The sequence below is a fragment of the Pseudomonas sp. dw_358 genome (genome assembly GCF_018449655.1).
GTDB lineage: Bacteria > Pseudomonadota > Gammaproteobacteria > Pseudomonadales > Pseudomonadaceae > Aquipseudomonas.
Genome location: NZ_JAAVUX010000002.1, coordinates 157,787 through 182,340, shown reverse-complemented (window position 1 = coordinate 182,340; position 24,554 = coordinate 157,787). Strand labels below are relative to the sequence as shown.

The following is a 24,554-nucleotide window of genomic DNA, read 5'->3' as shown; positions in this document are numbered from 1 at the left end:
TCCCCATGGCTACCAGTCGTGCAGCACGCTTGGCCCCTGTGGTCGAAATGGCAGAGAAGGTCGAGCGGGCGGCGGTTCAGCGCCTCGGGCATTTTCAGGGCCAGGTGCGCCTGGCCGAGACCAAGTTGATGGAGCTCGAGCGTTTTCGCAGTGACTACCAGCAACAGTGGATCAACAACGGCAGCAAGGGCGTATCGGGGCAGTGGCTGATGAACTACCAGCGCTTTCTCAATCAGCTGGAAACCGCCGTGGGCCAGCAGCAGAAAAGCCTGGCCTGGCACGAGAACAACCTCAAGACCGCGCGCAGCGCCTGGCAGCAGGCCTATGCGCGGGTTGAAGGGCTGCGCAAGCTGGTGCAGCGCTACATCGATGAGGCACGGATGCTGGAAGACAAGCGTGAGCAGCGTCTGCTCGACGAGCTGTCGCAACGCTTGCCGCGCCATGACGCCCTTTAGTCGGCTGGTGCGTATTTATCGGGTTGGCATTTGCTGGGGCTTCCAGTCGATGCTAAACCTTTGTCAGGACTGCCTTTCTCCCAAGGAGCTATGTCAATGAGCGCCACGTCTACCCTTTCTGAAGACGGCCAGACCCTGACCATCAAGGTCGCGGGCCGTTTCGACTTCAGTGCGCATCAGGATTTTCGTACCGCCTACGAAAAAATCAACGAATCGCCGAAGCATTTCGTGGTGGATCTCAAGGAAACCACCTACCTGGACAGCTCGGCGCTGGGCATGCTGCTGTTGCTGCGCGACCACGCCGGTGGCGACAATGCCGATGTCAGGCTCACTCACGTCAGTGCCGACGTGAAGAAGATCCTCGCGATCTCCAACTTCGAAAAGCTGTTCAAGGTCGAAAGCTAGTGATCGAGTCGTTCGAGCCGCTGACCATCCTGATTGCCGACGACAACCTCACCGACCGCATGCTGCTGTCCAGCATCGTGCGCCGTCAGGGACATTCGGTCGCGACGGCGGGCAACGGTCAGGAAGCGGTCGATGTGTTTCGTCACGTGCGTCCACACCTGGTGCTGCTCGACGCCATGATGCCGGTGATGGATGGTTTCCAGGCAGCTCGCGAGATCAAGCAGCTGGCGGGTGAAACGCTGGTGCCGATCATTTTCCTGACGTCGCTGACCGAAGAGCAGGCGTTGGTGCGCTGCCTGGAGGCTGGCGGCGACGACTTTCTGGCAAAACCCTATAACCAGGTAATCCTCGCTGCGAAGATCAAGGCCATGGACCGCATGCGCCGGCTGCAGGCCACGGTCCTGGAGCAACGTGACCAGATCACCCGGCACCACGGCTACCTGCTCAACGAGCAGCGGGTGGCCAAGGCGGTGTTCGACCAGGTAGCACACTCCGGCTGCCTCAGTTCGCCGAATATCCGCTACCTGCAGTCGCCCTACGCGCTGTTCAACGGCGATCTGCTGTTGGCCGCCTTTACCCCGGCCGGGGACATGCACATCCTGCTCGGCGATTTCACCGGCCATGGCTTGCCAGCGGCGGTGGGCGCCATGCCCTTGGCGGAAGTGTTCTACGGCATGACTGCCAAGGGCTACGGGCTGGCCGAAAGCCTTCGGGAAATGAACGCCAAGCTCAAGCGCATCCTGCCGGTGGACATGTTCTGTTGTGCCACCATGCTCAGCGTCAGTTTCCAGCGTGGCGTGGTGGAGGTATGGAACGGCGGCATGCCCGATGGCTACCTGCTACGCCACGACACCGGCGAACAGGTGCCGCTGGTGTCGCGCCACCTGCCGCTGGGCGTACTGCCGCCGTCGCGCTTCGAGGGGGGGACCGAGGTCTATCCCATGAGCCAGGGCGACCGGTTGTTCCTGCTCTCCGATGGGGTGATCGAGACCAGCGACGGCGATGACGAACAATTCGGTGTCGAGCGTCTGTGCGAGGTGTTCAGCGCCAATCGCGACCCGGGTCGATTGTTCGAGGACATTCTCCAGGCATTGGAGGATTTTCGTGGCCAGGCCCGCGATGATGTCAGCATGGTGCAGATTGCCATGGTCGGCGCCGACACCTTGACGCCGCCGGCGCTGATCTACTCGGACAGCGGCGAGTCGAGCCCGCTGGACTGGTCCATGACCTTCGAACTGCGCGCCGAGACCCTCAAACGTTTCAACCCGTTGCCTTATCTGCTGCAATTGCTGCAGGAAATCCACGGCCTGCGCAGCCGTAGCGGAGCGCTGTACAGCGTGCTCGCCGAGCTGTACTCCAATGCCCTGGAACATGGGGTGCTGGGGCTGAACTCCAATCTCAAGCGCGATGCCCAAGGGTTTGCCCAGTACTACGAGCAGCGCAACACCCGCCTGACCCAGTTGCGCGAGGGCTATGTGCGTTTGCACTTTCAAGTGGTGCCGCAGGAGCGGGGCGGCAAGTTGCTGATCAGCGTCGAGGACAGCGGCCCGGGTTTTGACGTCGGCACAGTACTGGCGCGGTCGGCGGCAGAGCGCGGGCTGTCGGGGCGTGGCTTGAATCTTGTGTCTCAGTTGAGTAACAGTGCCAGTTGGGCCGACGACGGCCGCAGTGTTCACGTGGAGTTTTGCTGGGAGGGTCTGGCATAATCCGCGCTTGATCAAGGAGTGAGCAAGTGTCAGATACCCATTTGGATGAAGCCGTGCTCGGCGCGCTGCAGGATGTCATGGAGCAAGAGTACCCGTTGCTGCTCGACACCTTTCTGAGCGACGCGGGGGCGCGCCTCAAGCAACTGCAAAAAGCCACCGATGCCGATGGTCTGGCTCAGGCGGCCCACAGCCTCAAAGGCAGCAGCAGCAACATGGGGGCCGTGCGGCTGGCCGAGTTGTGTCGGCAACTGGAACAGGAAGCCGAACAGTTGAGCCCGACGGCGACGGCGCAGTTGTTGCAGGACATTGCCCAGGAAGTGGTCGTTGTGCAGCGGCTCTACACCGCCGAACGCCAGCGTTTCTTGTCCTGATCCACTCATTTGACAAAGTTGGCTCGTCTCTTGCTAAAGCTCTGGTAAATCGATTCCACGATCCCAGCTTTGCGGAGATCCGACATGTCCCTTGCGTCAAACCCATTGCTTCAATTGACCAGCGTCTCCAAGACGGCGGTCACCAGCGTCACGGCGCCCGCCAAAGTCGTGGACACCAACGCCGACACGGCTTCCAGCTTTGCCGAGCTCTACGCCAAGCACAGTCAGGGGCAACAGCTCCAGGCGCAGAATGTGGCGTCGCGGGCGGCTGACAGGGCCGCCTCGGTGCATCAGGACGTGCCGACCGCCAAGGACAGCGTCAAGGCCAATGCAACCCCCGACAAACCGACCGTTGCCGATAACGGCAAAACCTTGCCAGCCAAACATGATGACGTGGCCAAGGCAGACAAAAGCGGCAAGGCCGACAAATCGGCCAAGGCGGACAAGGCGGACAAGACCGATGCCGCCGACCAGGCCGACGCCAGCGCCAGCGCCGATGCTGTCGCCTCTGGCGATGACGCACTGGCCGATGCCACTGCCGATGACGGCAAGGACGACAGCGCCGACGCCCAGACGGATGTCGACCCAGGCTTGACCGCTGCTGTCCCGGCGCAGGTGCCTGATGTGCAGGCGCAAGCACCGGTTGAACCGCCCAAGGCCGTGGTCGATACGACTGCGCAGGCGCCCCAGGCCCTCGACCCTTCGGTGGTGGCCAGCATGATGCCCGCGCCCGCCACCGCCGCGCCGGTGACCAGCGCCAGCACCAGCAAGACCGAAAGCGACCCGGCCCCCGATGCCTTGGCCGACCTGCCGGCCGTGCGTCTGGCCCTGGAGCAGAGTGCCAAGGCCCAAGGCACGACGTCGGCCCATGCCAAGGACGCTACGGCCACGGCCACGGCCGACAGTGGCATCGACAGCAGCTTCGTCAACACTCTGGCGTCCCAGGTCGTGCAGCAACAAGGTTCTGACGCGGACACCGGCAAGAAGGGTGATGACAAGGATTTCTCGGCCATCATCGACGGCGGTCTGAAGGATGTCAAAGACGCCTCGGCCGACACGCGCATGGACAACTTTGCCAACCGCCTGCAGAACCTGACGGAAGCGGCCACCGCCAAGACTGCCAGCGCCACGCCGTTGGCCACGCCGCTGGCGATGAACCAGACCGGCTGGAGCGAAGGATTGGTGAACCGGGTCATGTACCTGTCCAGCCAGAACCTCAAGTCGGCCGACATCCAGTTGAGCCCGGCCGAGCTGGGCAAACTGGACATACGGGTGGACATGACCCCGGACCAGCAGACCCAGGTGACCTTCGTCAGCGCCCACATCGGCGTGCGCGATGCCCTCGAAAGTCAGCAAGGCCGCCTCAAGGAAATGTTCGCCCAACAAGGCCTCGGCCAGATGGACGTCAATGTCTCCGACCAGTCACGCAACCAACAGGGCCAGCAGCAACAGGCCGACCAGGCGAACCGTGGATCGAGCAGTTCGCGGGGCGGTAGCAGCAGTGATACCGGCGGGGGCGACAGCGTTGACAGCTCGGCCGGCGTTGCGGCGGCGGTGGCGCAGAGTGTGGTGATTGGCAGCAGTGCCGTGGATTATTACGCGTAAGCCTTTCGCTCGAACTCGCCGGCGCAAGATCGCTCTTCAGGACTGAGCCTGCTCGGGAACAAGACACCGCGTTGCAGCGTCAGTGCAGCGGTGCCGGTTTCCCGAGCAGGCTCGGTTCAGCAGTGAATGTGCGGCCGGGGTACTCATCTTGTCCCCCTTCATACAATCTGGCATAACCCTTGCTCCACTCACCTCAGCATTCGTAAATTCCTCGATTGGTGACGGATTATTGGCATGGCGACGACCGAAGCTGCAAAAGACGCGACCGAAGCAAAGCCCAAGGGCAAACTCAAGCTGATCATCATCATCGTCGTCGCCCTGCTGGTGGCGGTGGGTGGTTCGGTGGGCGGCACCTGGTTTTTCCTGCACAAGCCGGCCGAAACCAAGCCTGCGGCGGATGCGGCCAAGACCAACGGCAAGCAGCCGGCCTTGTACGAGCCACTTTCTCCTGCTTTCGTGGTCAACTACAAACAGAACGGTCGCGACCGCTACATGCAGGTCAGCATTACCCTGCAGGCCCGCAACCAGGCCGATCTGGATGCGTTGAAAGTGCACATGCCGGTGATTCGCAATAACCTGGTGATGATGTTTTCCGGCCAGAGTTTCGACACGCTGAACACGCCGATCGGCCAGGAAATGCTGCGCCAGAAAGCCACGGCCAGTGTTCAGGAAGTCGCGCAGAAAGAGGTGGGCAAGCCGGTCATCGACCAGTTGCTCTTCACCAACTTCGTATTGCAGTAGGAACACGACATGGCCGTGCAGGACCTGCTGTCCCAGGACGAGATCGACGCGCTGCTGCATGGCGTTGACGATGGGCTCGTCGCCACTGAAAGCGCCGGTGAAATCGGTAGCATCAAGACTTACGACCTGACCAGCCAGGACCGGATCGTGCGCGGGCGCATGCCGACCCTTGAGATGATCAACGAACGTTTTGCCCGGTATACCCGCATCAGCATGTTCAATCTGCTGCGCCGCTCGGCGGACGTGGCGGTGGGCGGTGTGCAGGTGATGAAGTTTGGCGAATACGTGCATTCCCTGTACGTACCCACCAGCCTCAACCTGATCAAGGTCAAGCCGCTGCGCGGTACGGCGCTGTTCATCCTCGATGCCAAGCTGGTGTTCAAGCTGGTGGACAACTTTTTCGGCGGCGATGGTCGTCATGCCAAGATCGAAGGCCGCGAGTTCACACCGACCGAGTTGCGTGTGGTGCGCATCGTGCTGGACCAATGCTTTGTCGACCTCAAGGAAGCCTGGCACGCCATCATGGATGTCAACTTCGAGTACATCAGCTCCGAGGTCAACCCGGCCATGGCCAACATCGTCGGCCCCAGCGAAGCGGTGGTGGTCTCGACCTTTCACATTGAACTCGATGGCGGTGGCGGCGACCTGCACGTGACCATGCCGTACTCGATGATCGAGCCGGTGCGCGAAATGCTCGACGCTGGCTTCCAGTCCGATCTCGACGACCAGGACGAGCGCTGGAGCAAGGCGCTGCGCGAAGATGTGCTGGACGTCAGCGTACCGGTGGGGGCCACCGTGGCGCGCCGCCAGCTGAAGTTGCGCGACATCCTGCACATGCAGCCGGGAGACGTGATTCCGGTGGAGCTGCCCGACCATATGGTCCTGCGCGCCAATGGCGTGCCGTCGTTCAAGGCCAAGCTCGGCTCGCACAAGGGCCACCTGGCGTTGCAAATCATCGAGCCGATCGAGCGCCGCTGAGGCGCTCTCGGTTCACTTATTGAACTTTTGCCCGTCGAGGAATACTGATGGCCGATAAAAACGAAACCTCCAGCGAAGACCAGGCACTGGCTGACGAATGGGCCGCCGCCTTGAGCGAATCGGGTGATGGCAGCCAGGATGACATCGATGCCTTGCTGGCCGCCGATGCCGCCAAATCCGCAGGCTCGCGTCTGGCCATGGAAGAGTTCGGCGCCTCACCCCGCAGCAATGAGCATGTCAGCCTGGACGGTCCGAACCTGGACGTGATCCTCGACATTCCCGTGACCATCTCCATGGAAGTCGGCAGCACCGACATCAATATCCGCAACCTGCTGCAACTCAACCAGGGTTCGGTGATCGAGCTCGATCGGTTGGCCGGCGAGCCGCTGGACGTGCTGGTCAACGGCACCCTGATTGCCCACGGCGAAGTGGTGGTGGTCAACGAGAAGTTCGGTATCCGTCTCACCGACGTGATCAGCCCCAGCGAACGCATCAAGAAGCTGCGCTGATGAAGCGCCTGTTTGTGGCCGGGCTCGCCGCGCTGGCGCCCCTGCTGGCGCTGGCCGCCGAGCCCATGGTCGCACCGGCCGCCAGCGCGCCGGTGGCCAACCCCGCCCTGAGCAATCTGGGGGCGGGCCTGGGCGCCGAGGTGATCCAGTTGGTGCTGGGCCTGGCGCTGGTGCTGGGGCTGATCTTTGCCTTGGCCTGGTTGCTGCGCCGGGTGCAGCAGACCGGCCCGCGAGGTGGCCAGGTCATCGAGCTGCTGGGCTCCCGAGCCCTCGGCCCGCGCGACCGGCTGCTGCTGGTCCAGGTCGGCAACGAGCAGATCCTGCTGGGGGTTTCCCCCGGCCAGATCTCGGCCTTGCACGTGCTCAAGGAACCCGTGGCAACCCCGGCGAAAACCGCCGCTGCCACGCCTGAATTCGCTCAGCGCTTGATGGAACTGCTGGGCAAGGATCAGAAGGATACGAAGTGATGCGCGCGTTTCGCCTGTGCCTGACGCTGTTGCTGCTGATGGCCGCGCCGTTGGCGATGGCTGCCGACCCCCTGCAGATCCCGGCCATTTCCATGACCAGCGGGGCCAACGGTCAGCAAGAGTATTCGGTCAACCTGCAGATTCTGCTGATCATGACGGCGCTGAGCTTCATCCCGGCGTTCGTCATGCTGATGACCAGCTTTACCCGGATCATCATCGTCTTCTCGATCCTGCGCCAGGCCCTGGGCCTGCAGCAGACGCCGTCCAACCAGTTGCTGACCGGCATGGCGCTGTTTCTGACGATGTTCATCATGGCGCCGGTGTTCGACAAGGTGAACACCCAGGCCCTGCAACCCTATCTGGCCGAGAAGCTCAGCGCCCAGGACGCGGTGGTCAAGGCCAGCGGGCCGCTCAAGGACTTCATGCTGGCGCAGACCCGGCAGAGCGACCTTGATCTGTTCATGCGCCTGTCCAAGCGCACCGACATTCCCTCGGCCGACCAGGCGCCGCTGACCATCATCGTCCCGGCCTTCGTCACCTCGGAACTGAAGACTGCCTTCCAGATCGGCTTCATGATCTTCATCCCGTTCCTGATCATCGACCTGGTGATTTCCAGTGTGCTGATGGCCATGGGCATGATGATGCTGTCGCCGCTGATCATTTCCCTGCCGTTCAAGATCATGCTGTTTGTGCTGGTGGACGGCTGGGCGCTCATTATCGGGACACTGGCCGGCAGTTTCGGCGGTGTCTGACTTCACCTTGTTCGGGAGATCCGCGCCATGACCCCTGAAGTTGCTGTCGATCTGTTTCGCCAGGCGCTGTGGCTGACCACGGTCATGGTGGCAATCCTGGTGCTGCCCAGCTTGTTGGTCGGGCTGGCGGTGGCGGTATTCCAGGCCGCCACGCAGATCAACGAACAGACCCTGAGCTTTCTGCCGCGCATGCTGATCATGCTGGTCACCCTCATCGTGATCGGGCCATGGATGGTGCGTACCTTCATGGAGTACATCACCAACCTGTACACCAGCATCCCGCAAGTCATCGGCTGACCATGAATTCGCTGCTGCAACTGACCGACACCCAGATCCAGAGCTGGGTGGCCAGTTTCATGCTGCCGCTGTTTCGCGTGGCGGCGGTGCTGATGGCCATGCCCATCATTGGCACCACCCTGGTCTCGACCCGTATTCGCCTTTACATGGCGGTGGCGATCACGGTATGCATCGCGCCCAACCTGCCGCCGATGCCGCCGTTCCATGCGCTTGACCTCAGTGGCCTGCTGTTGATCGCCGAGGAAATCATCATCGGCACCATGCTGGGGTTTTCCCTGCAGTTTCTTTTTCAGGCGTTCGTGGTCGCCGGGCAAATCATTGCCACGCAGATGGGCATGACCTTCGCCGCCATGGTCGACCCCACCAACGGCACCTCGTCGCCGGTGGTCGGGCAGTTTTTCACCATGCTGGTGACGCTGTTGTTCCTGTCCATGAACGGCCACCTGCTGGTGCTCGAGGTGCTGACCGAAAGCTTCACCACCTTGCCGGTGGGCGCCACCCTGCTGACCCCCAAATTCTGGGACCTGGTGCTGCGCATGGGCTGGGTGCTGGGTGCCGGGATCTTGCTGGTGCTGCCGGCCATCACCGCCCTGCTGGTGATCAACTGCGCCTTCGGGGTGATGACCCGGGCGGCGCCCCAGCTCAATATCTTCTCCATCGGCGTGCCGCTGACGCTGGTGATCGGCATGGTGATCCTGTGGTTGACCATGGGTGACATTCTCAACCAGTACGAGCCGTTGGCAACCCAGTCACTGCTGTGGCTGCGCCAACTGGCCGGGGAGCCCTGAGATGGCTGAAAGCGAAAGCGGCGCGGACAAGACAGAAGACCCCACGGACAAACGCAAGAAAGATGCGCGAGAAAAGGGTGAAATCGCCCGTTCCCGGGAGCTCAACACCCTGGTGATCATGCTCGCCGGTACCGGTGGCCTGCTGGCATTCGGCGGTGCCATGGCGCAGATGATGATCGACCTGATGCGCAAGAATTTCACCCTCAGCCGTGAAGTGATCGTCGACGAGCGCTACATGGGCATCTTTTTGCTGCAGTCGGGCAAGGCGGCGATTCTGGCGGTACAGCCCTTCATGGTCCTGATGATGATCGCGGCCATCGTCGGCCCGCTGTCGCTGGGCGGTTGGCTCTTCTCCATGGGGGCACTGGCGCCCAAGTTCAGCCGCATGAACCCTGGCGCCGGCCTCAAGCGGATGTTCTCGGCGCGCTCGCTGACCGAGCTGCTCAAGGCGGTGGGCAAGTTTTCCCTGACCTTGTTCATTGGTCTGGTGGTGTTGCGCAAGGACCGCGCCGAGCTGATCGCCATCGCCCACGAGCCGATGGAAAGCGCCATCTTGCACAGCGTGCAACTGGTGGGCTGGAGTTCGTTGTGGATGTCCTGCGGGCTGATCATCATCGCCGCGCTGGATGCGCCGTTCCAGCTGTTCAGCTTCAAGGAAAAAATGAAGATGACCAAGCAGGAGGTCCGCGACGAGCACAAGGACTCGGAGGGGCGTCCAGAGGTCAAGGGTCGCATCCGCCAGCTCCAGCGCGAGATGTCCCAGCGACGCATGATGACAGCGGTGCCCCAGGCCGACGTGGTCATCACCAACCCGACTCACTATGCCGTGGCCCTGAAGTACGACCCCGAGAAAGGCAATGCGCCCATGTTGCTGGCCAAGGGCAGCGACTTCGTGGCCCTGAAGATCCGCGAGATCGCCACGCAGAACCAGATCCAGCTACTGGAGTCGCCGGCCCTGGCGCGTTCGATCTATTACTCCACTGAGCTTGACCAGCCCATTCCTGCTGGTTTGTATCTGGCGGTGGCGCAGGTGCTGGCCTATGTGTATCAGATCCGCCAGTACAGGGCGGGGCAGGGCAAGCCCAGACCCAAGCCGCCCAGTGATGATTTACCGATTCCGGATGAGTTGCGGCGCGATGAGTAACGGCCAGCTCGGTCCTGCGGTCTGATGCGTGTCTCAATGGCTCCCATGTATCCCCCTCGACACAACTTTGCAAACCTTTAGGCAAAGTTGGACAGGTTCTTGCACAAGCCTTGTTACAACGCCTCAGGGCGTCAAAAGATTGCTTGAACGGGGAATGTCGGTGGATCGCTCTCAGCTAATCAACACGGTTCGCAGCAACGCCAAGGGTCTGGGGCAAGGCAGCCTGGGGGTGCCCCTGTTGTTGCTGGTGATGCTGGCAATGATGATGTTGCCCATCCCGGCCTTCCTCCTCGACGTGTTCTTCACCTTCAACATCGCGCTGTCCATCGTCGTGCTGCTGGTCTGCGTGTACGCCATGCGGCCGCTGGACTTCGCGGTGTTCCCCACCATTCTGCTGGTGGCCACCTTGCTGCGTCTGGCGCTCAACGTGGCTTCCACCCGCGTGGTCATGCTCCACGGCCAGGAGGGCCATGCGGCGGCGGGCAAGGTGATCCAGGCGTTTGGTGAAGTGGTCATTGGCGGCAACTACGTGGTGGGTATCGTGGTGTTCGCCATCCTCATGATCATCAACTTTGTGGTGGTCACCAAAGGTGCCGGTCGTATTTCCGAGGTGAGCGCACGGTTTACCCTGGACGCCATGCCCGGCAAGCAGATGGCCATCGACGCCGACCTCAACGCCGGCATCATCGACCAGAACCAGGCCAAGCTGCGCCGGATGGAAGTGGCGGCCGAGGCCGAGTTCTATGGTTCGATGGACGGTGCCAGCAAGTTCGTGCGCGGTGACGCCGTCGCCGGCTTGATGATTCTGTTCATCAACCTGCTGGGCGGTACCGCCGTGGGCATGATCCAGCACGGCATGTCGTTTGCCGATGCCGGCAAGGTCTACGCGCTGCTGACCATTGGTGACGGCCTGGTGGCCCAGCTGCCGTCGCTGCTGCTATCCACTGCTGCTGCCGTGATGGTGACGCGGGCGTCGAGCTCCGAGGAAATGGGCAAGCAGATCCATCGGCAGATGTTCGCCTCGCCCAAGGCCCTGGCTGTCTCCGGCGCGCTGATGGCGATCATGGGCCTGGTGCCTGGCATGCCACACCTGTCGTTCCTCAGCCTGGCCGCCATGGCCATGGGCGGTGCCTACCTGTTATGGCAAAAGCAGAACCTGATCAAGGAAACGGCCCTGGCGGAAGTGCAGCGCCAACAGGAAATGCTGCCGTCGCCTACCCGCAACCAGGAAACCAAGGAGCTGGGCTGGGATGACGTGACCCCCATCGACATGATCGGCCTGGAAGTCGGCTATCGTCTGATCCCGCTGGTGGATCGCAATCAGGGCGGTCAACTGCTGGCACGGATCAAGGGCGTGCGCAAGAAGCTGTCTCAGGACCTGGGCTTCCTCATGCCCACTGTGCACATTCGCGACAACCTCGATCTGGCCCCAAGTGCCTATCGCCTGACACTGATGGGGGTGATTCTCGCGGAAGCGGAAATTTATCCGGATCGAGAGCTGGCCATCAACCCAGGCCAGGTGTTCGGCACCCTGAACGGTATCACCGCCAGAGACCCGGCGTTTGGCCTGGAAGCCGTGTGGATCGAGCTAAGTTTACGTAGCCAGGCGCAATCTTTAGGTTATACCGTGGTCGATGCCAGTACAGTAGTGGCCACGCACTTGAACCAGATCTTGTCCAAACATGCTCATGAGCTGATCGGGCATGAGGAAGTCCAGCAGTTGCTGCAAGTGCTGGCCAAGGCCTCGCCCAAGCTGGCTGAAGAGCTGGTGCCGGGTGTGTTGTCGCTGTCGGCGTTGCTCAAGGTGTTGCAGGCGTTGCTGGCCGAGCAGGTGCCGGTGCGCGATATCCGCAGCATCGCCGAAGCCATCGCCAACAACGCGGCCAGGAGTCAAGATACCGCCGCTTTGGTGGCCAACGTGCGAGTCGGTTTGTCCCGCGCAATCGTGCAAAGCATTGTAGGCATTGAGTCGGAGCTGCCAGTGATCACGCTGGAGCCCAGGTTGGAACAGATTTTGCTCAATAGTCTTCAGAAGGCGGGTCAGGGTCAGGAAGAAGGCGTTTTGCTGGAACCGAGCATGGCCGAAAAGTTGCAACGTTCTTTGATAGAGGCTGCACAGCGTCAAGAAATGCAAGGCCAGCCAGTGATCCTGCTGGTGGCCGGGCCGGTTCGGGCGATGCTCTCGCGGTTTGGTCGTCTTGCTGTACCGAATCTGCATGTGTTGGCTTACCAGGAAATTCCTGACAACAAGCAAGTGACTATCGTCGCGACAGTAGGGCCCAACGGCTGAGGGTGATGGGTTATGCAAGTGAAGCGTTTTTTCGCTGCCGATATGCGTCAGGCCATGAAACTGGTCCGCGACGAGCTGGGCGCTGACGCCGCGATCATCGGCAACCGCCGAATCGCCGGTGGCGTCGAGCTGACCGCGGCGCTTGACTACAAGCTGTCGGCGCTGGCCCCCCGTGTGCCCAACATCGAACTGGAAGATGAGCTGCGCAAGACTCAATCGCGTATCGTCTCCGCCCAGGCCGAACTGAGCCAGCGCAGCGACAGCGATGGCGTGAACAACCGCCAGCTGTTTGCCGGGCTGCCGTTGACCGCCTCCGAGCCGCTGGTGGAACCCAATTTCGTCGAGCCGATGCGCGCTACGGTGCCGGCGCCGGTCGCTCAACCCGCAGTGGATCAGCGCCTGTTCGACTCCATGCGCTCGGAGCTCAACGGCCTGCGCGAATTGCTGGAAGTGCAACTCGGCTCGCTGGCCTGGACGCAGCTGCAAGGCAGTCAGCCCGAGCAGGCCAACCTGTGGCGGCGCCTGCAACGTATCGGCCTGTCCGGCCCTATTTCTCGTGAGCTGCTGAGCCTGACCGGGGAAATTCGCGAACCTCGGCAAGCCTGGCGGATGCTCCTGGCGCATTTGGCGCGTATGATCCACACCCCGGAAGTGGAACCCCTGGAAGAGGGCGGTGTGATTGCCATGGTCGGCCCGGCCGGCATGGGCAAGACCACCACCCTGGCCAAGCTGGCAGCACGCTATGTGCTCAAGTACGGCGCCCAGAGCATTGCATTGGTGAGCATGGACAGTTTTCGCATTGGCGCCCAGGAGCAGCTCAAGACCCTGGGGCGCATTCTCAATGTCTCGGTGACCCAGGTCGATCCTGGCCAGTCGCTGGGTCAGGCGCTGGAGCCGCTGTTGCGCAAGCGGGTGATCCTCATCGACACCGCCGGCCTGCAGGCCAGCGACCCGGCCTTGCGCATGCAACTGGAAAGCCTGGCCGGGCGCGGTATCCGCGCGCGCAATTACCTGGTGCTGGCCACCACCAGCCAGAAGCAGGTGCTCACCGCTGCCTATCACAGCTACAAGCGCTGTGGCCTGGCCGGTTGCATCCTGACCAAACTTGATGAAACGGCGAGTCTCGGCGAAGTGCTGAGCCTGGCCATCAGTACCGAACTGCCTGTGGCCTATCTCACGGACGGCCCGCGCATTCCGGACGATCTGCATCTGCCGCGCCGGCACCAATTGGTCAGCCGCGCAGTAAATGTGCAGATGCAGGAGGAACCCAGTGAAGAGGCCATGGCCGATATGTTCGCTGACCTCTACCACAGCCCTGACAAGCGTGTGGGCTGAGGGAAATGGTTGATATGAAGTTCCAAACTACCTACATCGATGGTCTGCATGCCTTGGTTGTTCAAGCGCAGTCGGTCGTGTGGCCTCGGTCTAAGTGACAAGGTAAACAACGAACATGGGCAGCATGCATCCCGTACAGGTGATCGCGGTGACCGGCGGCAAAGGTGGCGTCGGGAAGACTAACGTGTCAGTGAACTTGTCCCTGGCGCTGGCAGAGCTTGGCCGCAGGGTCATGCTGCTGGACGCCGATCTGGGGCTGGCGAACGTCGACGTCCTGCTCGGGCTGACACCCAAACGCACCCTGGCCGACGTCATCGAAGGCCGCTGCGAGCTGCGCGACGTCATGCTCCAGGGCCCTGGCGGGATTCGTATCGTCCCCGCCGCCTCGGGTACCCAGAGCATGGTGCACTTGTCTGCGGCGCAGCATGCCGGTCTGATTCAGGCATTCAGCGACGTGGGCGACAACCTCGACGTGCTGGTGATCGACACGGCCGCCGGGATCGGCGAGTCGGTGGTCAGTTTCGTGCGCGCCGCCCAGGAGGTGTTGCTGGTGGTGTGCGACGAACCGACCTCGATTACCGACGCCTACGCATTGATCAAACTGCTCAACCGTGATTACGGCATGAACCGTTTCCGGGTGCTGGCCAACATGGCCCAGAGCCCGCAGGAAGGTCGCAATCTGTTCGCCAAACTGACGAAAGTGACCGATCGATTCCTTGATGTTGCACTGCAGTACGTCGGTGCCGTGCCTTACGACGAATGTGTGCGCAAGGCAGTGCAAAAGCAGCGCGCGGTGTACGAGGCTTTCCCGCGTTCCAAATGTGCCCTGGCGTTCAAGGCCATAGCCCAGAAGGTCGACACCTGGCCACTGCCCGCCAATCCCCGGGGGCATCTGGAGTTCTTTGTCGAACGTCTGGTACAGCAAACTAGCGCAGGGCCCGTATCATGAGCGCGAGCGGATATCGTATGTACAGCAAGGCTTCCCGTGAGTCCCAGCAGTACGAACTGATCGAGCGCTATGCGCCTCTGGTCAAACGAATCGCCTATCACCTGCTGGCGCGCCTGCCGGCCAGCGTGCAGGTGGAAGACCTGATTCAGGCCGGCATGATCGGCCTGCTCGAGGTGTCCACCAAGTACGACTCGACCAAGGGCGCGAGCTTCGAGACCTACGCCGGTATCCGTATCCGCGGCGCCATGCTCGATGAAGTGCGCAAGGGTGACTGGGCGCCGCGCTCGGTGCACCGCAATACGCGCATGGTCAGTGATGCCATACGCTCGATCGAGGCGAAAACCGGTCGCGACGCTAAAGATCATGAGGTTGCTGCCGAACTCAAGTTGAGCCTGGATGATTACTACGGGATTCTCAACGATACCCTGGGCAGCCGGTTGTTCAGTTTTGACGACCTGCTGCAGGACGGTGGCGAACATGAAGGGTTGCATGAAGACGGTGCCAGCGGTTCGCTGGAGCCTTCGCGCGACCTTGAAGACGAACGTTTCCAGGCGGCACTGGCCGATGCCATTGCCGGCCTGCCGGAACGGGAAAAGCTGGTGCTGGCGTTGTATTACGACGAGGAACTGAACCTCAAGGAAATCGGCGAAGTGCTGGGGGTCAGCGAGTCGCGTGTCAGCCAGTTGCACAGCCAGTGCGCCGCGCGTTTGCGTGGACGCCTGAGCGAGTGGCGGGCGCGGGGTTAGGCAATTACCGGAGTACCGGGTTGGCAGTCGCTGCAAAAAAATTAAAACCGGATTTGATTGAACGCGCGCTCAGCTGCTGGGCGGGTCAAGACTGCTTGGAGGTCTAATTGGACAAGAACATGAAAATCCTCATCGTTGACGATTTTTCGACGATGCGGCGGATCATCAAGAACCTGTTGCGTGATCTGGGCTTTACCAACACGTCCGAGGCCGATGACGGGAATACGGCGCTGCCGATGTTGCAGAGCGGGGGCTTTGATTTTCTGGTCACTGACTGGAACATGCCGGGCATGTCGGGTATCGACCTGCTCAAGCAGGTCCGTGCCGACGATCGCCTCAAGCACCTGCCGGTGTTGATGGTGACTGCCGAAGCCAAGCGCGAGCAGATCATCGAAGCCGCCCAGGCGGGCGTCAACGGCTATGTGGTCAAGCCTTTCACTGCCCAGGTGCTGAAAGAAAAGATCGAAAAGATTTTCGAGCGCGTCAACAGCTGATGACCGCCACGGGGGCGCAATGGACCAGAAAAAAGATTCTTTGGGGGACTTCGAGTCGACCCTGAAGAAACATGCCGTCGAACTGGTGAACAGCCTTGAAAAAGGCCAGTTTGGCGAGGCAGTGCAGTTGATCCATGAGCTGAATCAGACCCGTGATCGCGGCCTGTACCAGGAAGTCGGCAAGCTGACGCGCGAGTTGCACAGCGCGATCGTCAGTTTCCAGATCGATCCGCACATGCCTCAGGCCGAGGAAGTTTCCCAGATCACGGACGCCACCGAGCGTTTGTCCTATGTCGTGCGGCTGACCGAAAATGCAGCCAACCGGACCATGGACCTGGTGGAGCAGAGCACACCGGTGATGACCGAGCTGGCCGACGACGCCAAGGCGTTGAGCATCGATTGGCAGCGTTTCATGCGCCGGGAAATCGGCGCGGAAGAGTTTCGCGAGCTGGCGCGCCGGGTGGATACCTTTCTCACCCGTAGCGAGCAGGGCAACCGCCAGGTCTCGGGGCATCTGAACGACATTCTGCTGGCGCAGGATTACCAGGACCTCACCGGTCAGGTGATCAAGCGCGTGACGCAACTGGTCACGGAAGTGGAGAGCAATCTGCTCAAACTGGTGCTGATGGCCAGTCAGGTGGACCGCTTTGCGGGCATCGAACACGACCATCAACAGCTTCGCGATGAAAAAGATCACGAAATTCACCCTGCCAGGGGTGAAGGTCCGCAGATTCATGCCGATAAACGGGAAGACGTTGTATCCGGTCAGGATGATGTCGACGATCTGCTGTCCAGCCTGGGCTTTTGACGCAACACCCAGGCTCGTGATTCTTTCATTCCAGGGAGCACCCATATGAGCTTCGGCGCCGACGAAGAAATCCTTCAGGATTTCCTGGTAGAGGCCGGCGAAATTCTCGAGCAACTGTCCGAACAGCTGGTCGAGCTTGAAAGCCGACCAGATGATGCGGACTTGCTCAATGCAATTTTTCGCGGTTTTCACACTGTAAAAGGCGGCGCCGGCTTCCTCCAGCTCAACGAGCTGGTGGAGTGCTGCCACATCGCCGAAAACGTTTTCGACATCCTGCGCAAGGGTGAACGTCGCGTCGACTCCGAACTGATGGACGTTGTTCTCGAAGCACTTGACGCGGTCAACGGCATGTTCGGCGAAGTGCGCGAACGTACCACCGTCACTCCCGCGTCGCCTCAGTTGCTCGAAGCGCTGGCGCGTCTGGCCGAACCTGCTGGCGCCGCTCCTGCGCCGTCCGCCGCACCCGTGGCGGCCCCCGTGACAGCGTCCCCGGTTGCTGCGTCCGACGAGATCACCGATTTCGAATTCGAAGCGCTGCTCGACTCCCTCAACAACGACGTTCAGGCCACGCCGTCTGCGCCGGTATCGTCCGCGCCGGCCAGTGATGAAATCACCGACGACGAATTCGAATCGCTGTTGGACCAGTTGCACGGCAAGGGCCAGATCGCCCCACCCGCCGCAGCGTCGGCTGCGCCCGCCAAACCGGGTGCGCCGGACGAAATCACCGATGACGAGTTCGAGTCGCTGCTCGACCAGTTGCACGGCAAGGGCGCGTTTGCCGCCGATGGCCTGCCAGGCGTGGCCGCCAGCACCCCGCCGGCAACCCATACGCCGGTGGCCAAGAGCGGTGAGTTGATCACCGACGACGAGTTCGAATCCTTGCTCGACGAATTGCACGGCAAGGGCAAGTTCACCGAAGTGGCGGCCGAAGCGCCGGCCCCCGTGGCCAAGGCGCCAGCACCCGTACCGGTCGCCAAGCCAGCTGCTGCTGCGCCTGCGCCTGCACCCGCACCGGTTGCGGCCAAGCCAGCAGCGAGCGGCGAGAAGCCGGTGGCCACGGAAGCGGAAACCACCGTGCGGGTCGACACCGCGCGTCTGGACGAAATCATGAACATGGTCGGCGAGCTGGTGCTGGTGCGTAACCGCCTGGTCCGCCTGGGCAGCAACAGCGCCGACGAGGCCATGCAGAAAGCCGTGTCCAATCTCGACGTGGTCACCGCTGACCTGCAGACCGCGGTCATGAAGACCCGCATGCAGCCGATCAAGAAAGTCTTCGGGCGCTTCCCGCGCCTGGTTCGCGACCTGGCCCGCCAGCTCAAGAAAGAGATCAACCTGGAACTGGTGGGCGAAGAAACCGACCTGGACAAGAACCTCGTCGAGGCCTTGGCCGACCCGTTGGTCCACTTGGTGCGCAACGCGGTCGACCACGGCATCGAGTCGCCGGAAGAGCGCGAAGCGTCGGGCAAATCCCGTGGCGGGCGCGTGGTGCTTTCGGCTGAACAGGAAGGCGACCACATCCTGCTGTCGATCTCCGATGACGGCAAGGGCATGGACCCGGCGGTCCTTCGGGCCATCGCGGTCAAGCGCGGGGTAATGGACAAGGATGCCGCCGATCGTCTCAGCGACACCGAATGCTACAACCTGATCTTTGCCCCTGGCTTCTCCACCAAGACCGAGATCTCCGACGTGTCGGGCCGTGGCGTGGGCATGGACGTGGTGAAAACCAAGATCTCCCAGCTCAACGGCACCATCAACATTCACTCGACCAAGGGCCAGGGTTCGAAGATCGTCATCAAGGTCCCGCTGACACTGGCGATCATGCCTACCCTGATGGTCATGCTGGGCAACCAGGCGTTTGCTTTCCCGCTGGTCAACGTCAACGAGATCTTCCACCTGGACCTGTCGCGCACCAACGTGGTCGATGGCCAGGAAGTGGTGATCGTGCGCGACAAGGCCCTGCCGCTGTTCTACCTCAAGCGCTGGCTGGTCAGTTCGGCAGCCCATGAAGAACAACGCGAAGGCCATGTGGTGATCCTTTCGGTCGGCACCCAGCGTATCGGCTTCGTGGTCGACCAGCTGGTCGGTCAGGAAGAAGTGGTGATCAAGCCCTTGGGCAAGATGCTGCAAGGCACGCCAGGCATGTCGGGCGCGACCATTACCGGTGACGGTCGTATCGCGCTGATTCTCGACGTACCGAGCATGCTCAAGCGCTACGCGGCACGGCGTATCTGATCAAGGGGGGCGGCAGCGTCCGCTCCCTAACGGGGTGTATATGGCAGTCAAGGTTTTAGTGGTGGACGACTCGGGCTTTTTCCGTCGCCGCGTCTCGGAAATTCTCTCTTCGGACCCGAACATTCAAGTGGTCGGCACGGCGTCCAATGGCAAGGAAGCCATCGAGCAGGCCCAGGCCCTCAAGCCCGACGTGATTACCATGGATTACGAGATGCCGATGATGGATGGCATCACGGCGATCCGTCACATCATGCAGCGCTGCCCGACCCCGGTCTTGATGTTTTCCTCGCTCACCCATGAAGGCGCCCGGGTCACCCTGGACGCCCTCGATGCTGGCGCGGTGGATTTCCTGCCGAAGAACTTCGAAGACATTTCTCGCAATCCCGAGAAGGTCAAACAGATGCTGTGCGACAAAGTCCACAACATCTCGCGCAGCAACCGTCGGTTCAGCAGTTATTCAGCGCCTGCCGCTGCCCCGGCACCCGCGCCTGCGCCGGTCAGCACTGCGGCGCCGGCTCCCGCACGTCGTCCGGCAGCGCCGGCCCCGGTGGCTGCGCCTGCCCGTGCCCCGGCCGCGGCCCATTCGCCCGCGCCCAAACGCAAATCCTACAAACTGGTGGCCATCGGCACGTCCACCGGTGGCCCGGTGGCCCTGCAACGGGTATTGACGCAGCTGCCCGCGCATTTTCCCGCGCCCATCGTGCTGATCCAGCACATGCCGGCCGCGTTCACCCGGGCCTTCGCCGAGCGTCTGGACAAACTCTGCCGTATCAGCGTCAAGGAAGCCGAGGACGGTGACGTGCTGCGTCCAGGCCTGGCGCTGTTGGCCCCGGGAGGCAAACAGATGATGGTCGACAGCCGTGGCACGGTGAAGATTCTGCCCGGTGACGAGCGTCTCAATTACAAGCCCTGCGTGGACATCACCTTCGGCTCGGCCGCCAAGTCCTACGGGGACAAGGTGCTGGCCGTGGTCCTGACCGGGATGGGCGCCGATGGCCGCGAGGGCGCGCGCCTGCTCAAGCAAGGCGGCAGCCACGTCTGGGCCCAGGACGAAGCGAGCTGCGTGATCTATGGCATGCCCATGGCGATCGTCAAGGCCAACCTGGCCGATGCGATCTACAGTCTGGATGACATAGGCCGGCACCTGGTGGAGGCGTGCGTCTGATGGATGTCTTGAGCCTGATAGGGATCATCATGGCGTTTGTCGCCATCATCGGCGGCAACTTTCTGGAAGGCGGCCACATGGGCGCCTTGCTCAATGCTCCGGCGATCCTGATCGTGATCGGCGGTACGGTGGGCGCCGCTTTGCTGCAGTCGCCGATGAGCGCGTTCAAGCGTGCACTGGTGATCGCACGCTGGGTCATCTTTCCTCCACGGGTGGACCTGGCCGGCGGCATCGACCGCGTGGTGACCTGGAGCCTGACCGCGCGCAAGGAAGGCCTGCTGGGGCTTGAGACCATTGCCGACGGCGAACGCGACGATTACGCCCGCAAGGGCTTGCAGTTGCTGGTGGACGGCGCCGAGCCGGAAGCCATCCGCAGCATCCTCGAGGTGGATTTCTATACCCAGGAGAGCCGCGACATCCAGGCCGCGAAAGTCTTCGAATGCATGGGCGGTTACGCGCCCACCATCGGCATCATCGGTGCGGTGATGGGCCTGATCCACGTCATGGGCAACCTGGCCGACCCTACCCAACTGGGCAGCGGTATCGCTGTGGCCTTCGTGGCTACCATCTACGGGGTGGCCAGCGCCAACCTGGTGTTGCTGCCGGTGGCCAACAAGCTCAAGGCCATTGCCCTGCGCCAGTCCCGTTACCGGGAAATGCTGCTCGAAGGCATTCTATCGATTGCCGAAGGTGAAAATCCACGCTCCATCGAACTGAAGCTGCAAGGCTTCATGGACTGATCATGGCCCGTCGACGTCGCCACGAAGAGCACGAAAACCATGAGCGTTGGCTGGTGTCCTACGCCGACTTCATCACCCTGCTGTTTGCCTTCTTCGTGGTGATGTACTCCATCTCCTCGGTCAACGAAGGCAAGTACAAGGTGCTTTCCCAAGCTCTGGTCGGGGTGTTCAACGACCCGGAGCGCAGCGTCAAGCCGATCCCCATCGGCGACGAGCACGTGCTGACTACCAAGCCCACTGAACAGTTGGTCAAGGATAGCGATCAGCCGGATGCGGCCATTTCATCGCCCATCACGCCGCTGCAAAGCATTGCCAACCAGGTCAACGATGCCTTTGGCGACCTGATCAAGTCCGATCAGTTGACCGTGCGCGGCAACGAAATGTGGATCGAGATCGAACTCAAGTCCGGCCTGCTGTTCGGCAGCGGCGACGCGATTCCCAGCGACAAGGCGTTCACCATCATCGACAAGGTGGCGCAGATCATCAAACCCTTCGACAACCCGATCCATGTCGAAGGCTTCACCGATGATCAGCCGATCCGTACCTCGCAGTACCCGACCAACTGGGAACTGTCCTCGGCGCGCTCGTCGAGCATCGTGCGCATGATGGCCGCCGACGGCATCAACCCTAGCCGTATGGCCTCGGTGGGCTATGGTGAATTTCAACCCATTGCCAGCAATGCCACGGCACAGGGGCGTTCCAGCAACCGGCGCGTGGTGTTGGTGATTTCCCGCAACCTGGATGTACGCCGCGCCCTGACCGGCGCGGGGAGTACCGGCAGTCAACCGCCGCCGATCATCAAGCCGGTGGGCAGGGCAACTGGCACACAAACTGCACCGTCGCCTGTACAGCGGTCACCTGGGGCCTGAGCCGTCAAAACCCCGGCACTGTTACATCAACTTGGAACGACTGTCTCGGTAGGGGCCGGATCTTTGATCCGGGCTGCCGCTCCGGGAGGAAAAGCACCACGATGAGAGTCTGGGCAATAGCCAATCAAAAAGGTGGCGTCGGCAAGACCACCACTTGCATCGCCCTCGCTGGCCTGTTGGCCGAAGCGGGCAAGCGCGTGGTCGTGGTCGACCTCGACCCCCATGGTTCGATGACCAGCTATTTCGGCCACAACCCCGATCAGCTTGAAAACAGCTGTTACGACCTGTTCCTGAACAAGGGCCATGTCCCCGAAGGTTTGCCGCGCCAGCTGCTGCTGCCCACGAGTGACGAGCGTATTTCCCTGCTGCCGTCCAGTACCGCCTTGGCCACCCTGGAGCGCCAGTCGCCGGGTCAGAGCGGCCTGGGCCTGGTGATCGCCAAGAGTCTGGCACAGCTGTGGCAGGATTTCGATTACGCGCTGATCGACAGCCCGCCGTTGCTCGGTGTGCTGATGGTCAACGCGCTGGCGGCCAGCCAGCAGTTGGTGATCCCGGTGCAGACCGAGTTTCTCGCGGTCAAGGGCCTGGAACGCATGGTCAGCACGCTGGAGATGATCAACCGTTCGCGCAAGCAGCCGTTGCCTTACAGCATCATCCCGACCTTGTTCGACCGTCGCACCCAGGCGTCGATGGCCACCATGCGCACCTTGCGCGATGGATACCCCGAGCACATCTGGCAGGGCTATATCCCGGTGGACACGCGCCTGCGCGACGCCAGCCGGGCCGGGCAGACGCCGTCGGCGTTCGACCCCAAATGCCGTTCGGTGCTGGCTTATCGGGCGCTGCTCAAGCATTTGCTGGCCCAGCAACTGCAAACGCAGGTGGCGTGATGAGTCGTCCTGTCGATATCGCCACCCGGCCCAAGCAGGCCCTGCAGTCCTATCTGGATGGCTTGTTGCAGGAAGCCACCGAAGCCGTCGAGACGCCTGTCGAGGCGCCATTGGATGACTTTGCCGCCGCCGTGCGCGAAGAGCAGGCCCGTGATGCGTTGCTGGAGAAGGTGATCGCCGCGGAGCCCGTCAAGGTGGTGGCTGCGGTACCGATGCCGATCCCTGAGCCGGTCGTCGACAGCGTCGCGCCGATGGCGGTGCCGGAACTCGCCCCGGTCGAGCCCGTGGCTCAGGTACATCTGGCGCCAGCCGGTCCCGCGCAGCCTCCGGCCGCCCTCGACGGCCGCCCGGAATGGGCCAGTGAACCGTTTGAATGCCTGTTGTTCGATGTGGCCGGCCTGACACTGGCGGTGCCGCTGGTGTGCCTGGGGTCGATCTACCCGCTCGCGGGTCAGGAACTGACGCCTCTGTTCGGTCAGCCCAACTGGTTTCTTGGCATCCTGCCAACCCAGATGGGCAACCTCAAGGTGCTGGACACGGCCCGCTGGGTCATGCCCGATCGCTACCGCGACGATTTTCAGCAAGGCCTGCAATACGTGATTTCCGTGCAGGGCTATGAATGGGGCCTGGCGGTGCATCAGGTCAGCCGCTCGCTGCGTCTGGACCCCGATGAAATAAAATGGCGCCCCCAGCGAGGCCAACGGCCATGGCTGGCGGGCACCGTGATCGAACACATGTGTGCGCTGCTGGATGTGGCAGAGCTGGCCGAGTTGATCGCCAGCGGTGCCGTGAAACAGATGCAGGCTGCCGCGCCTGTCAGCAAGACCGCCGGCAAACCAAAAAGATGAATACCAACAAGGGGTCAGGGTTATGAAGAAGTCGTCTGGGCAAGGTTCCGAAGATCCGATTCTGCAGTGGGTGACGTTCAAGCTCGACAACGAGTCCTACGGCATCAACGTGATGCAGGTCCAGGAAGTGCTGCGCTACACCGAGATCGCGCCGGTGCCGGGCGCGCCGAGCTACGTGCTGGGCATCATCAACTTGCGCGGTAACGTGGTCACGGTGATCGACACCCGCCAGCGCTTCGGCCTGCACCCCAGCGATGTCTCCGACAACACCCGCATCGTCATCATCGAGGCTGACAAGCAAGTGGTCGGTATCCTCGTCGACAGTGTCGCCGAGGTGGTTTACCTGCGCCAATCGGAAGTGGAAACGGCGCCCAACGTGGGCAATGACGAGTCGGCCAAATTCATCCAGGGCGTGTGCAACAAGAACGGCGAACTGCTGATTCTGGTGGAGCTCGACAAGATGATGTCCGAGGAAGAGTGGTCCGATCTGGAGAACATCTGATTGATCTTCGAGGTGGGGGTGGTGCTGCTGGCCGTGCTCTGGGTCGGCACCGTCGCGTTGTTTCTGACGCACACCCGTGAACAGAAGCGTCTGTGGGCCCAGCAGGAGGCCGACGGCATTGCTCGTGATCAGCGTCTGCGCGAGCTGAGCAAGCGGGTCGACGCCTACCAGAACGGCACCGTGCGCATGGGCGAAGCCCTGCACGAGCTACGCGCCGTGGTGGCCCCGCTCCCGGACAAGCTCGAGCAATTGCAACAGCGCGACCCGGACAGCCTGTCGTTTAACCAGGCCGCCAAGCTGGTGAGCATGGGGGCTTCCATCGACGAGTTGACACAGGCCTGTGGCTTGACCCAGGCAGAGGCCGAGTTGATGAGTCGGTTGCACAGGGGGTGAGGCAACGGCGTGCTGACCGCCACATTGTGCAGACATTGTGGAGATTGGCCGCCCACCCTTGTGTCCCCGACGCAT

At 61.9% G+C, this 24,554-nt stretch carries 27 protein-coding genes; all 27 read left to right on the top strand.

The window, feature by feature from the left end; translation table 11 throughout:
- Window positions 1-5 precede the first annotated feature (5 nt).
- The 27 genes from fliJ to HB675_RS04225 all read left to right on the top strand — a co-directional run bounded on the left by fliJ (window position 6) and on the right by HB675_RS04225 (window position 24,479).
- Window positions 6-455, top strand: a complete 450-nt coding sequence (gene fliJ / locus HB675_RS04355) for a flagellar export protein FliJ (protein WP_213876031.1) — start codon at window positions 6-8, stop codon at window positions 453-455.
- Between the two features lie 96 nt (window positions 456-551).
- Entirely contained in the window at window positions 552-860 is a 309-nt protein-coding gene (locus HB675_RS04350) for an STAS domain-containing protein (RefSeq protein WP_213876030.1), read from the top strand.
- 2 nt (window positions 861-862) lie between these two features.
- Window positions 863-2,566, top strand: a complete 1,704-nt coding sequence (locus HB675_RS04345; RefSeq protein WP_213876566.1) for a SpoIIE family protein phosphatase — start codon at window positions 863-865, stop codon at window positions 2,564-2,566.
- A 26-nt stretch (window positions 2,567-2,592) separates the two neighbouring features.
- Window positions 2,593-2,937: an Hpt domain-containing protein gene (locus HB675_RS04340; protein ID WP_213876029.1), complete on the top strand. Its 345-nt coding sequence runs from the start codon at window positions 2,593-2,595 to the stop codon at window positions 2,935-2,937.
- An 84-nt stretch (window positions 2,938-3,021) separates the two neighbouring features.
- Complete coding sequence (locus HB675_RS04335) at window positions 3,022-4,542, top strand: flagellar hook-length control protein FliK (RefSeq protein WP_213876027.1); 1,521 nt, start codon at window positions 3,022-3,024, stop codon at window positions 4,540-4,542.
- 234 nt (window positions 4,543-4,776) lie between these two features.
- Entirely contained in the window at window positions 4,777-5,283 is a 507-nt protein-coding gene (fliL, locus tag HB675_RS04330; RefSeq protein WP_213876025.1) for a flagellar basal body-associated protein FliL, read from the top strand.
- A 9-nt stretch (window positions 5,284-5,292) separates the two neighbouring features.
- Window positions 5,293-6,261 (top strand): flagellar motor switch protein FliM, encoded by a 969-nt coding sequence (gene fliM / locus HB675_RS04325; RefSeq protein ID WP_213876023.1) that lies wholly within the window; start codon window positions 5,293-5,295, stop codon window positions 6,259-6,261.
- A gap of 47 nt (window positions 6,262-6,308) precedes the next feature.
- Window positions 6,309-6,770 carry a flagellar motor switch protein FliN gene (fliN, locus tag HB675_RS04320; protein ID WP_213876021.1) on the top strand — a complete coding sequence of 154 codons (462 nt, stop codon included), beginning with the start codon at window positions 6,309-6,311 and terminating at the stop codon, window positions 6,768-6,770.
- The gene (gene fliO / locus HB675_RS04315; protein WP_213876019.1) at window positions 6,770-7,237 is read left to right on the top strand and encodes a flagellar biosynthetic protein FliO; all 468 of its coding nucleotides are present in this window, start codon (window positions 6,770-6,772) and stop codon (window positions 7,235-7,237) included. Before fliN ends, fliO begins: the two co-directional genes overlap by 1 nt.
- On the top strand, window positions 7,237-7,989 hold the full coding sequence (gene fliP / locus HB675_RS04310) for a flagellar type III secretion system pore protein FliP (RefSeq protein ID WP_213876017.1): 753 nt from the start codon (window positions 7,237-7,239) through the stop codon (window positions 7,987-7,989). The genes fliO and fliP overlap by 1 nt, the downstream gene beginning before the upstream one ends.
- A 27-nt stretch (window positions 7,990-8,016) precedes the next feature.
- Window positions 8,017-8,286, top strand: a complete 270-nt coding sequence (fliQ, locus tag HB675_RS04305; protein ID WP_213876015.1) for a flagellar biosynthesis protein FliQ — start codon at window positions 8,017-8,019, stop codon at window positions 8,284-8,286.
- Between the two features lie 2 nt (window positions 8,287-8,288).
- The gene (fliR, locus tag HB675_RS04300; protein WP_213876013.1) at window positions 8,289-9,074 is read left to right on the top strand and encodes a flagellar biosynthetic protein FliR; all 786 of its coding nucleotides are present in this window, start codon (window positions 8,289-8,291) and stop codon (window positions 9,072-9,074) included.
- A gap of 1 nt (window position 9,075) precedes the next feature.
- Window positions 9,076-10,218 carry a flagellar biosynthesis protein FlhB gene (flhB, locus tag HB675_RS04295; protein WP_213876011.1) on the top strand — a complete coding sequence of 381 codons (1,143 nt, stop codon included), beginning with the start codon at window positions 9,076-9,078 and terminating at the stop codon, window positions 10,216-10,218.
- A 160-nt stretch (window positions 10,219-10,378) separates the two neighbouring features.
- Entirely contained in the window at window positions 10,379-12,508 is a 2,130-nt protein-coding gene (gene flhA / locus HB675_RS04290) for a flagellar biosynthesis protein FlhA (protein ID WP_213876009.1), read from the top strand.
- 12 nt (window positions 12,509-12,520) lie between these two features.
- A complete protein-coding gene (flhF, locus tag HB675_RS04285; protein ID WP_213876007.1) occupies window positions 12,521-13,843 on the top strand; it encodes a flagellar biosynthesis protein FlhF in 1,323 nt (440 codons plus the stop codon).
- Between the two features lie 115 nt (window positions 13,844-13,958).
- Entirely contained in the window at window positions 13,959-14,792 is an 834-nt protein-coding gene (fleN, locus tag HB675_RS04280; protein ID WP_213876005.1) for a MinD/ParA family protein, read from the top strand.
- On the top strand, window positions 14,786-15,538 hold the full coding sequence (fliA, locus tag HB675_RS04275) for an RNA polymerase sigma factor FliA (protein ID WP_345945750.1): 753 nt from the start codon (window positions 14,786-14,788) through the stop codon (window positions 15,536-15,538). Before fleN ends, fliA begins: the two co-directional genes overlap by 7 nt.
- 119 nt (window positions 15,539-15,657) lie before the next feature.
- Window positions 15,658-16,032 carry a chemotaxis response regulator CheY gene (locus HB675_RS04270; protein WP_213876002.1) on the top strand — a complete coding sequence of 125 codons (375 nt, stop codon included), beginning with the start codon at window positions 15,658-15,660 and terminating at the stop codon, window positions 16,030-16,032.
- 19 nt (window positions 16,033-16,051) lie between these two features.
- Entirely contained in the window at window positions 16,052-16,840 is a 789-nt protein-coding gene (locus HB675_RS04265; protein ID WP_213876000.1) for a protein phosphatase CheZ, read from the top strand.
- Between the two features lie 45 nt (window positions 16,841-16,885).
- Window positions 16,886-19,072, top strand: coding sequence for a chemotaxis protein CheA (locus tag HB675_RS04260; protein WP_213875998.1), 2,187 nt, complete (start codon window positions 16,886-16,888; stop codon window positions 19,070-19,072).
- 40 nt (window positions 19,073-19,112) lie between these two features.
- The gene (locus HB675_RS04255; protein ID WP_213875996.1) at window positions 19,113-20,237 is read left to right on the top strand and encodes a chemotaxis response regulator protein-glutamate methylesterase; all 1,125 of its coding nucleotides are present in this window, start codon (window positions 19,113-19,115) and stop codon (window positions 20,235-20,237) included.
- On the top strand, window positions 20,237-20,977 hold the full coding sequence (locus HB675_RS04250) for a flagellar motor protein (RefSeq protein WP_213875994.1): 741 nt from the start codon (window positions 20,237-20,239) through the stop codon (window positions 20,975-20,977). The genes HB675_RS04255 and HB675_RS04250 overlap by 1 nt, the downstream gene beginning before the upstream one ends.
- A gap of 2 nt (window positions 20,978-20,979) precedes the next feature.
- On the top strand, window positions 20,980-21,846 hold the full coding sequence (gene motD / locus HB675_RS04245) for a flagellar motor protein MotD (RefSeq protein ID WP_213875992.1): 867 nt from the start codon (window positions 20,980-20,982) through the stop codon (window positions 21,844-21,846).
- A gap of 101 nt (window positions 21,847-21,947) precedes the next feature.
- Complete coding sequence (locus HB675_RS04240) at window positions 21,948-22,736, top strand: ParA family protein (protein WP_213875990.1); 789 nt, start codon at window positions 21,948-21,950, stop codon at window positions 22,734-22,736.
- Window positions 22,736-23,584 carry a CheW domain-containing protein gene (locus tag HB675_RS04235; RefSeq protein ID WP_213875988.1) on the top strand — a complete coding sequence of 283 codons (849 nt, stop codon included), beginning with the start codon at window positions 22,736-22,738 and terminating at the stop codon, window positions 23,582-23,584. Before HB675_RS04240 ends, HB675_RS04235 begins: the two co-directional genes overlap by 1 nt.
- Before the next feature lie 22 nt (window positions 23,585-23,606).
- Complete coding sequence (locus tag HB675_RS04230; RefSeq protein WP_213875986.1) at window positions 23,607-24,086, top strand: chemotaxis protein CheW; 480 nt, start codon at window positions 23,607-23,609, stop codon at window positions 24,084-24,086.
- Entirely contained in the window at window positions 24,087-24,479 is a 393-nt protein-coding gene (locus HB675_RS04225) for a DUF2802 domain-containing protein (protein WP_213875984.1), read from the top strand. It abuts the gene before it with no gap.
- Window positions 24,480-24,554 lie beyond the last annotated feature (75 nt).

Bases quoted from the DNA above. Each gene is read 5' to 3' on its own strand.
- fliJ (WP_213876031.1), top strand. From the start codon at position 6: ATGGCTACCAGTCGTGCAGCACGCTTGGCCCCTGTGGTCGAAATGGCA.
- HB675_RS04350 (WP_213876030.1), top strand. From the start codon at position 552: ATGAGCGCCACGTCTACCCTTTCTGAAGACGGCCAGACCCTGACCATC.
- HB675_RS04335 (WP_213876027.1), top strand. From the start codon at position 3,022: ATGTCCCTTGCGTCAAACCCATTGCTTCAATTGACCAGCGTCTCCAAG.
- fliL (WP_213876025.1), top strand. From the start codon at position 4,777: ATGGCGACGACCGAAGCTGCAAAAGACGCGACCGAAGCAAAGCCCAAG.
- fliM (WP_213876023.1), top strand. From the start codon at position 5,293: ATGGCCGTGCAGGACCTGCTGTCCCAGGACGAGATCGACGCGCTGCTG.
- fliN (WP_213876021.1), top strand. From the start codon at position 6,309: ATGGCCGATAAAAACGAAACCTCCAGCGAAGACCAGGCACTGGCTGAC.
- fliO (WP_213876019.1), top strand. From the start codon at position 6,770: ATGAAGCGCCTGTTTGTGGCCGGGCTCGCCGCGCTGGCGCCCCTGCTG.
- fliP (WP_213876017.1), top strand. From the start codon at position 7,237: ATGCGCGCGTTTCGCCTGTGCCTGACGCTGTTGCTGCTGATGGCCGCG.
- fliQ (WP_213876015.1), top strand. From the start codon at position 8,017: ATGACCCCTGAAGTTGCTGTCGATCTGTTTCGCCAGGCGCTGTGGCTG.
- fliR (WP_213876013.1), top strand. From the start codon at position 8,289: ATGAATTCGCTGCTGCAACTGACCGACACCCAGATCCAGAGCTGGGTG.
- flhB (WP_213876011.1), top strand. From the start codon at position 9,076: ATGGCTGAAAGCGAAAGCGGCGCGGACAAGACAGAAGACCCCACGGAC.
- flhF (WP_213876007.1), top strand. From the start codon at position 12,521: ATGCAAGTGAAGCGTTTTTTCGCTGCCGATATGCGTCAGGCCATGAAA.
- fleN (WP_213876005.1), top strand. From the start codon at position 13,959: ATGGGCAGCATGCATCCCGTACAGGTGATCGCGGTGACCGGCGGCAAA.
- HB675_RS04270 (WP_213876002.1), top strand. From the start codon at position 15,658: ATGAAAATCCTCATCGTTGACGATTTTTCGACGATGCGGCGGATCATC.
- HB675_RS04265 (WP_213876000.1), top strand. From the start codon at position 16,052: ATGGACCAGAAAAAAGATTCTTTGGGGGACTTCGAGTCGACCCTGAAG.
- HB675_RS04260 (WP_213875998.1), top strand. From the start codon at position 16,886: ATGAGCTTCGGCGCCGACGAAGAAATCCTTCAGGATTTCCTGGTAGAG.
- HB675_RS04255 (WP_213875996.1), top strand. From the start codon at position 19,113: ATGGCAGTCAAGGTTTTAGTGGTGGACGACTCGGGCTTTTTCCGTCGC.
- HB675_RS04250 (WP_213875994.1), top strand. From the start codon at position 20,237: ATGGATGTCTTGAGCCTGATAGGGATCATCATGGCGTTTGTCGCCATC.
- motD (WP_213875992.1), top strand. From the start codon at position 20,980: ATGGCCCGTCGACGTCGCCACGAAGAGCACGAAAACCATGAGCGTTGG.
- HB675_RS04240 (WP_213875990.1), top strand. From the start codon at position 21,948: ATGAGAGTCTGGGCAATAGCCAATCAAAAAGGTGGCGTCGGCAAGACC.
- HB675_RS04235 (WP_213875988.1), top strand. From the start codon at position 22,736: ATGAGTCGTCCTGTCGATATCGCCACCCGGCCCAAGCAGGCCCTGCAG.
- HB675_RS04230 (WP_213875986.1), top strand. From the start codon at position 23,607: ATGAAGAAGTCGTCTGGGCAAGGTTCCGAAGATCCGATTCTGCAGTGG.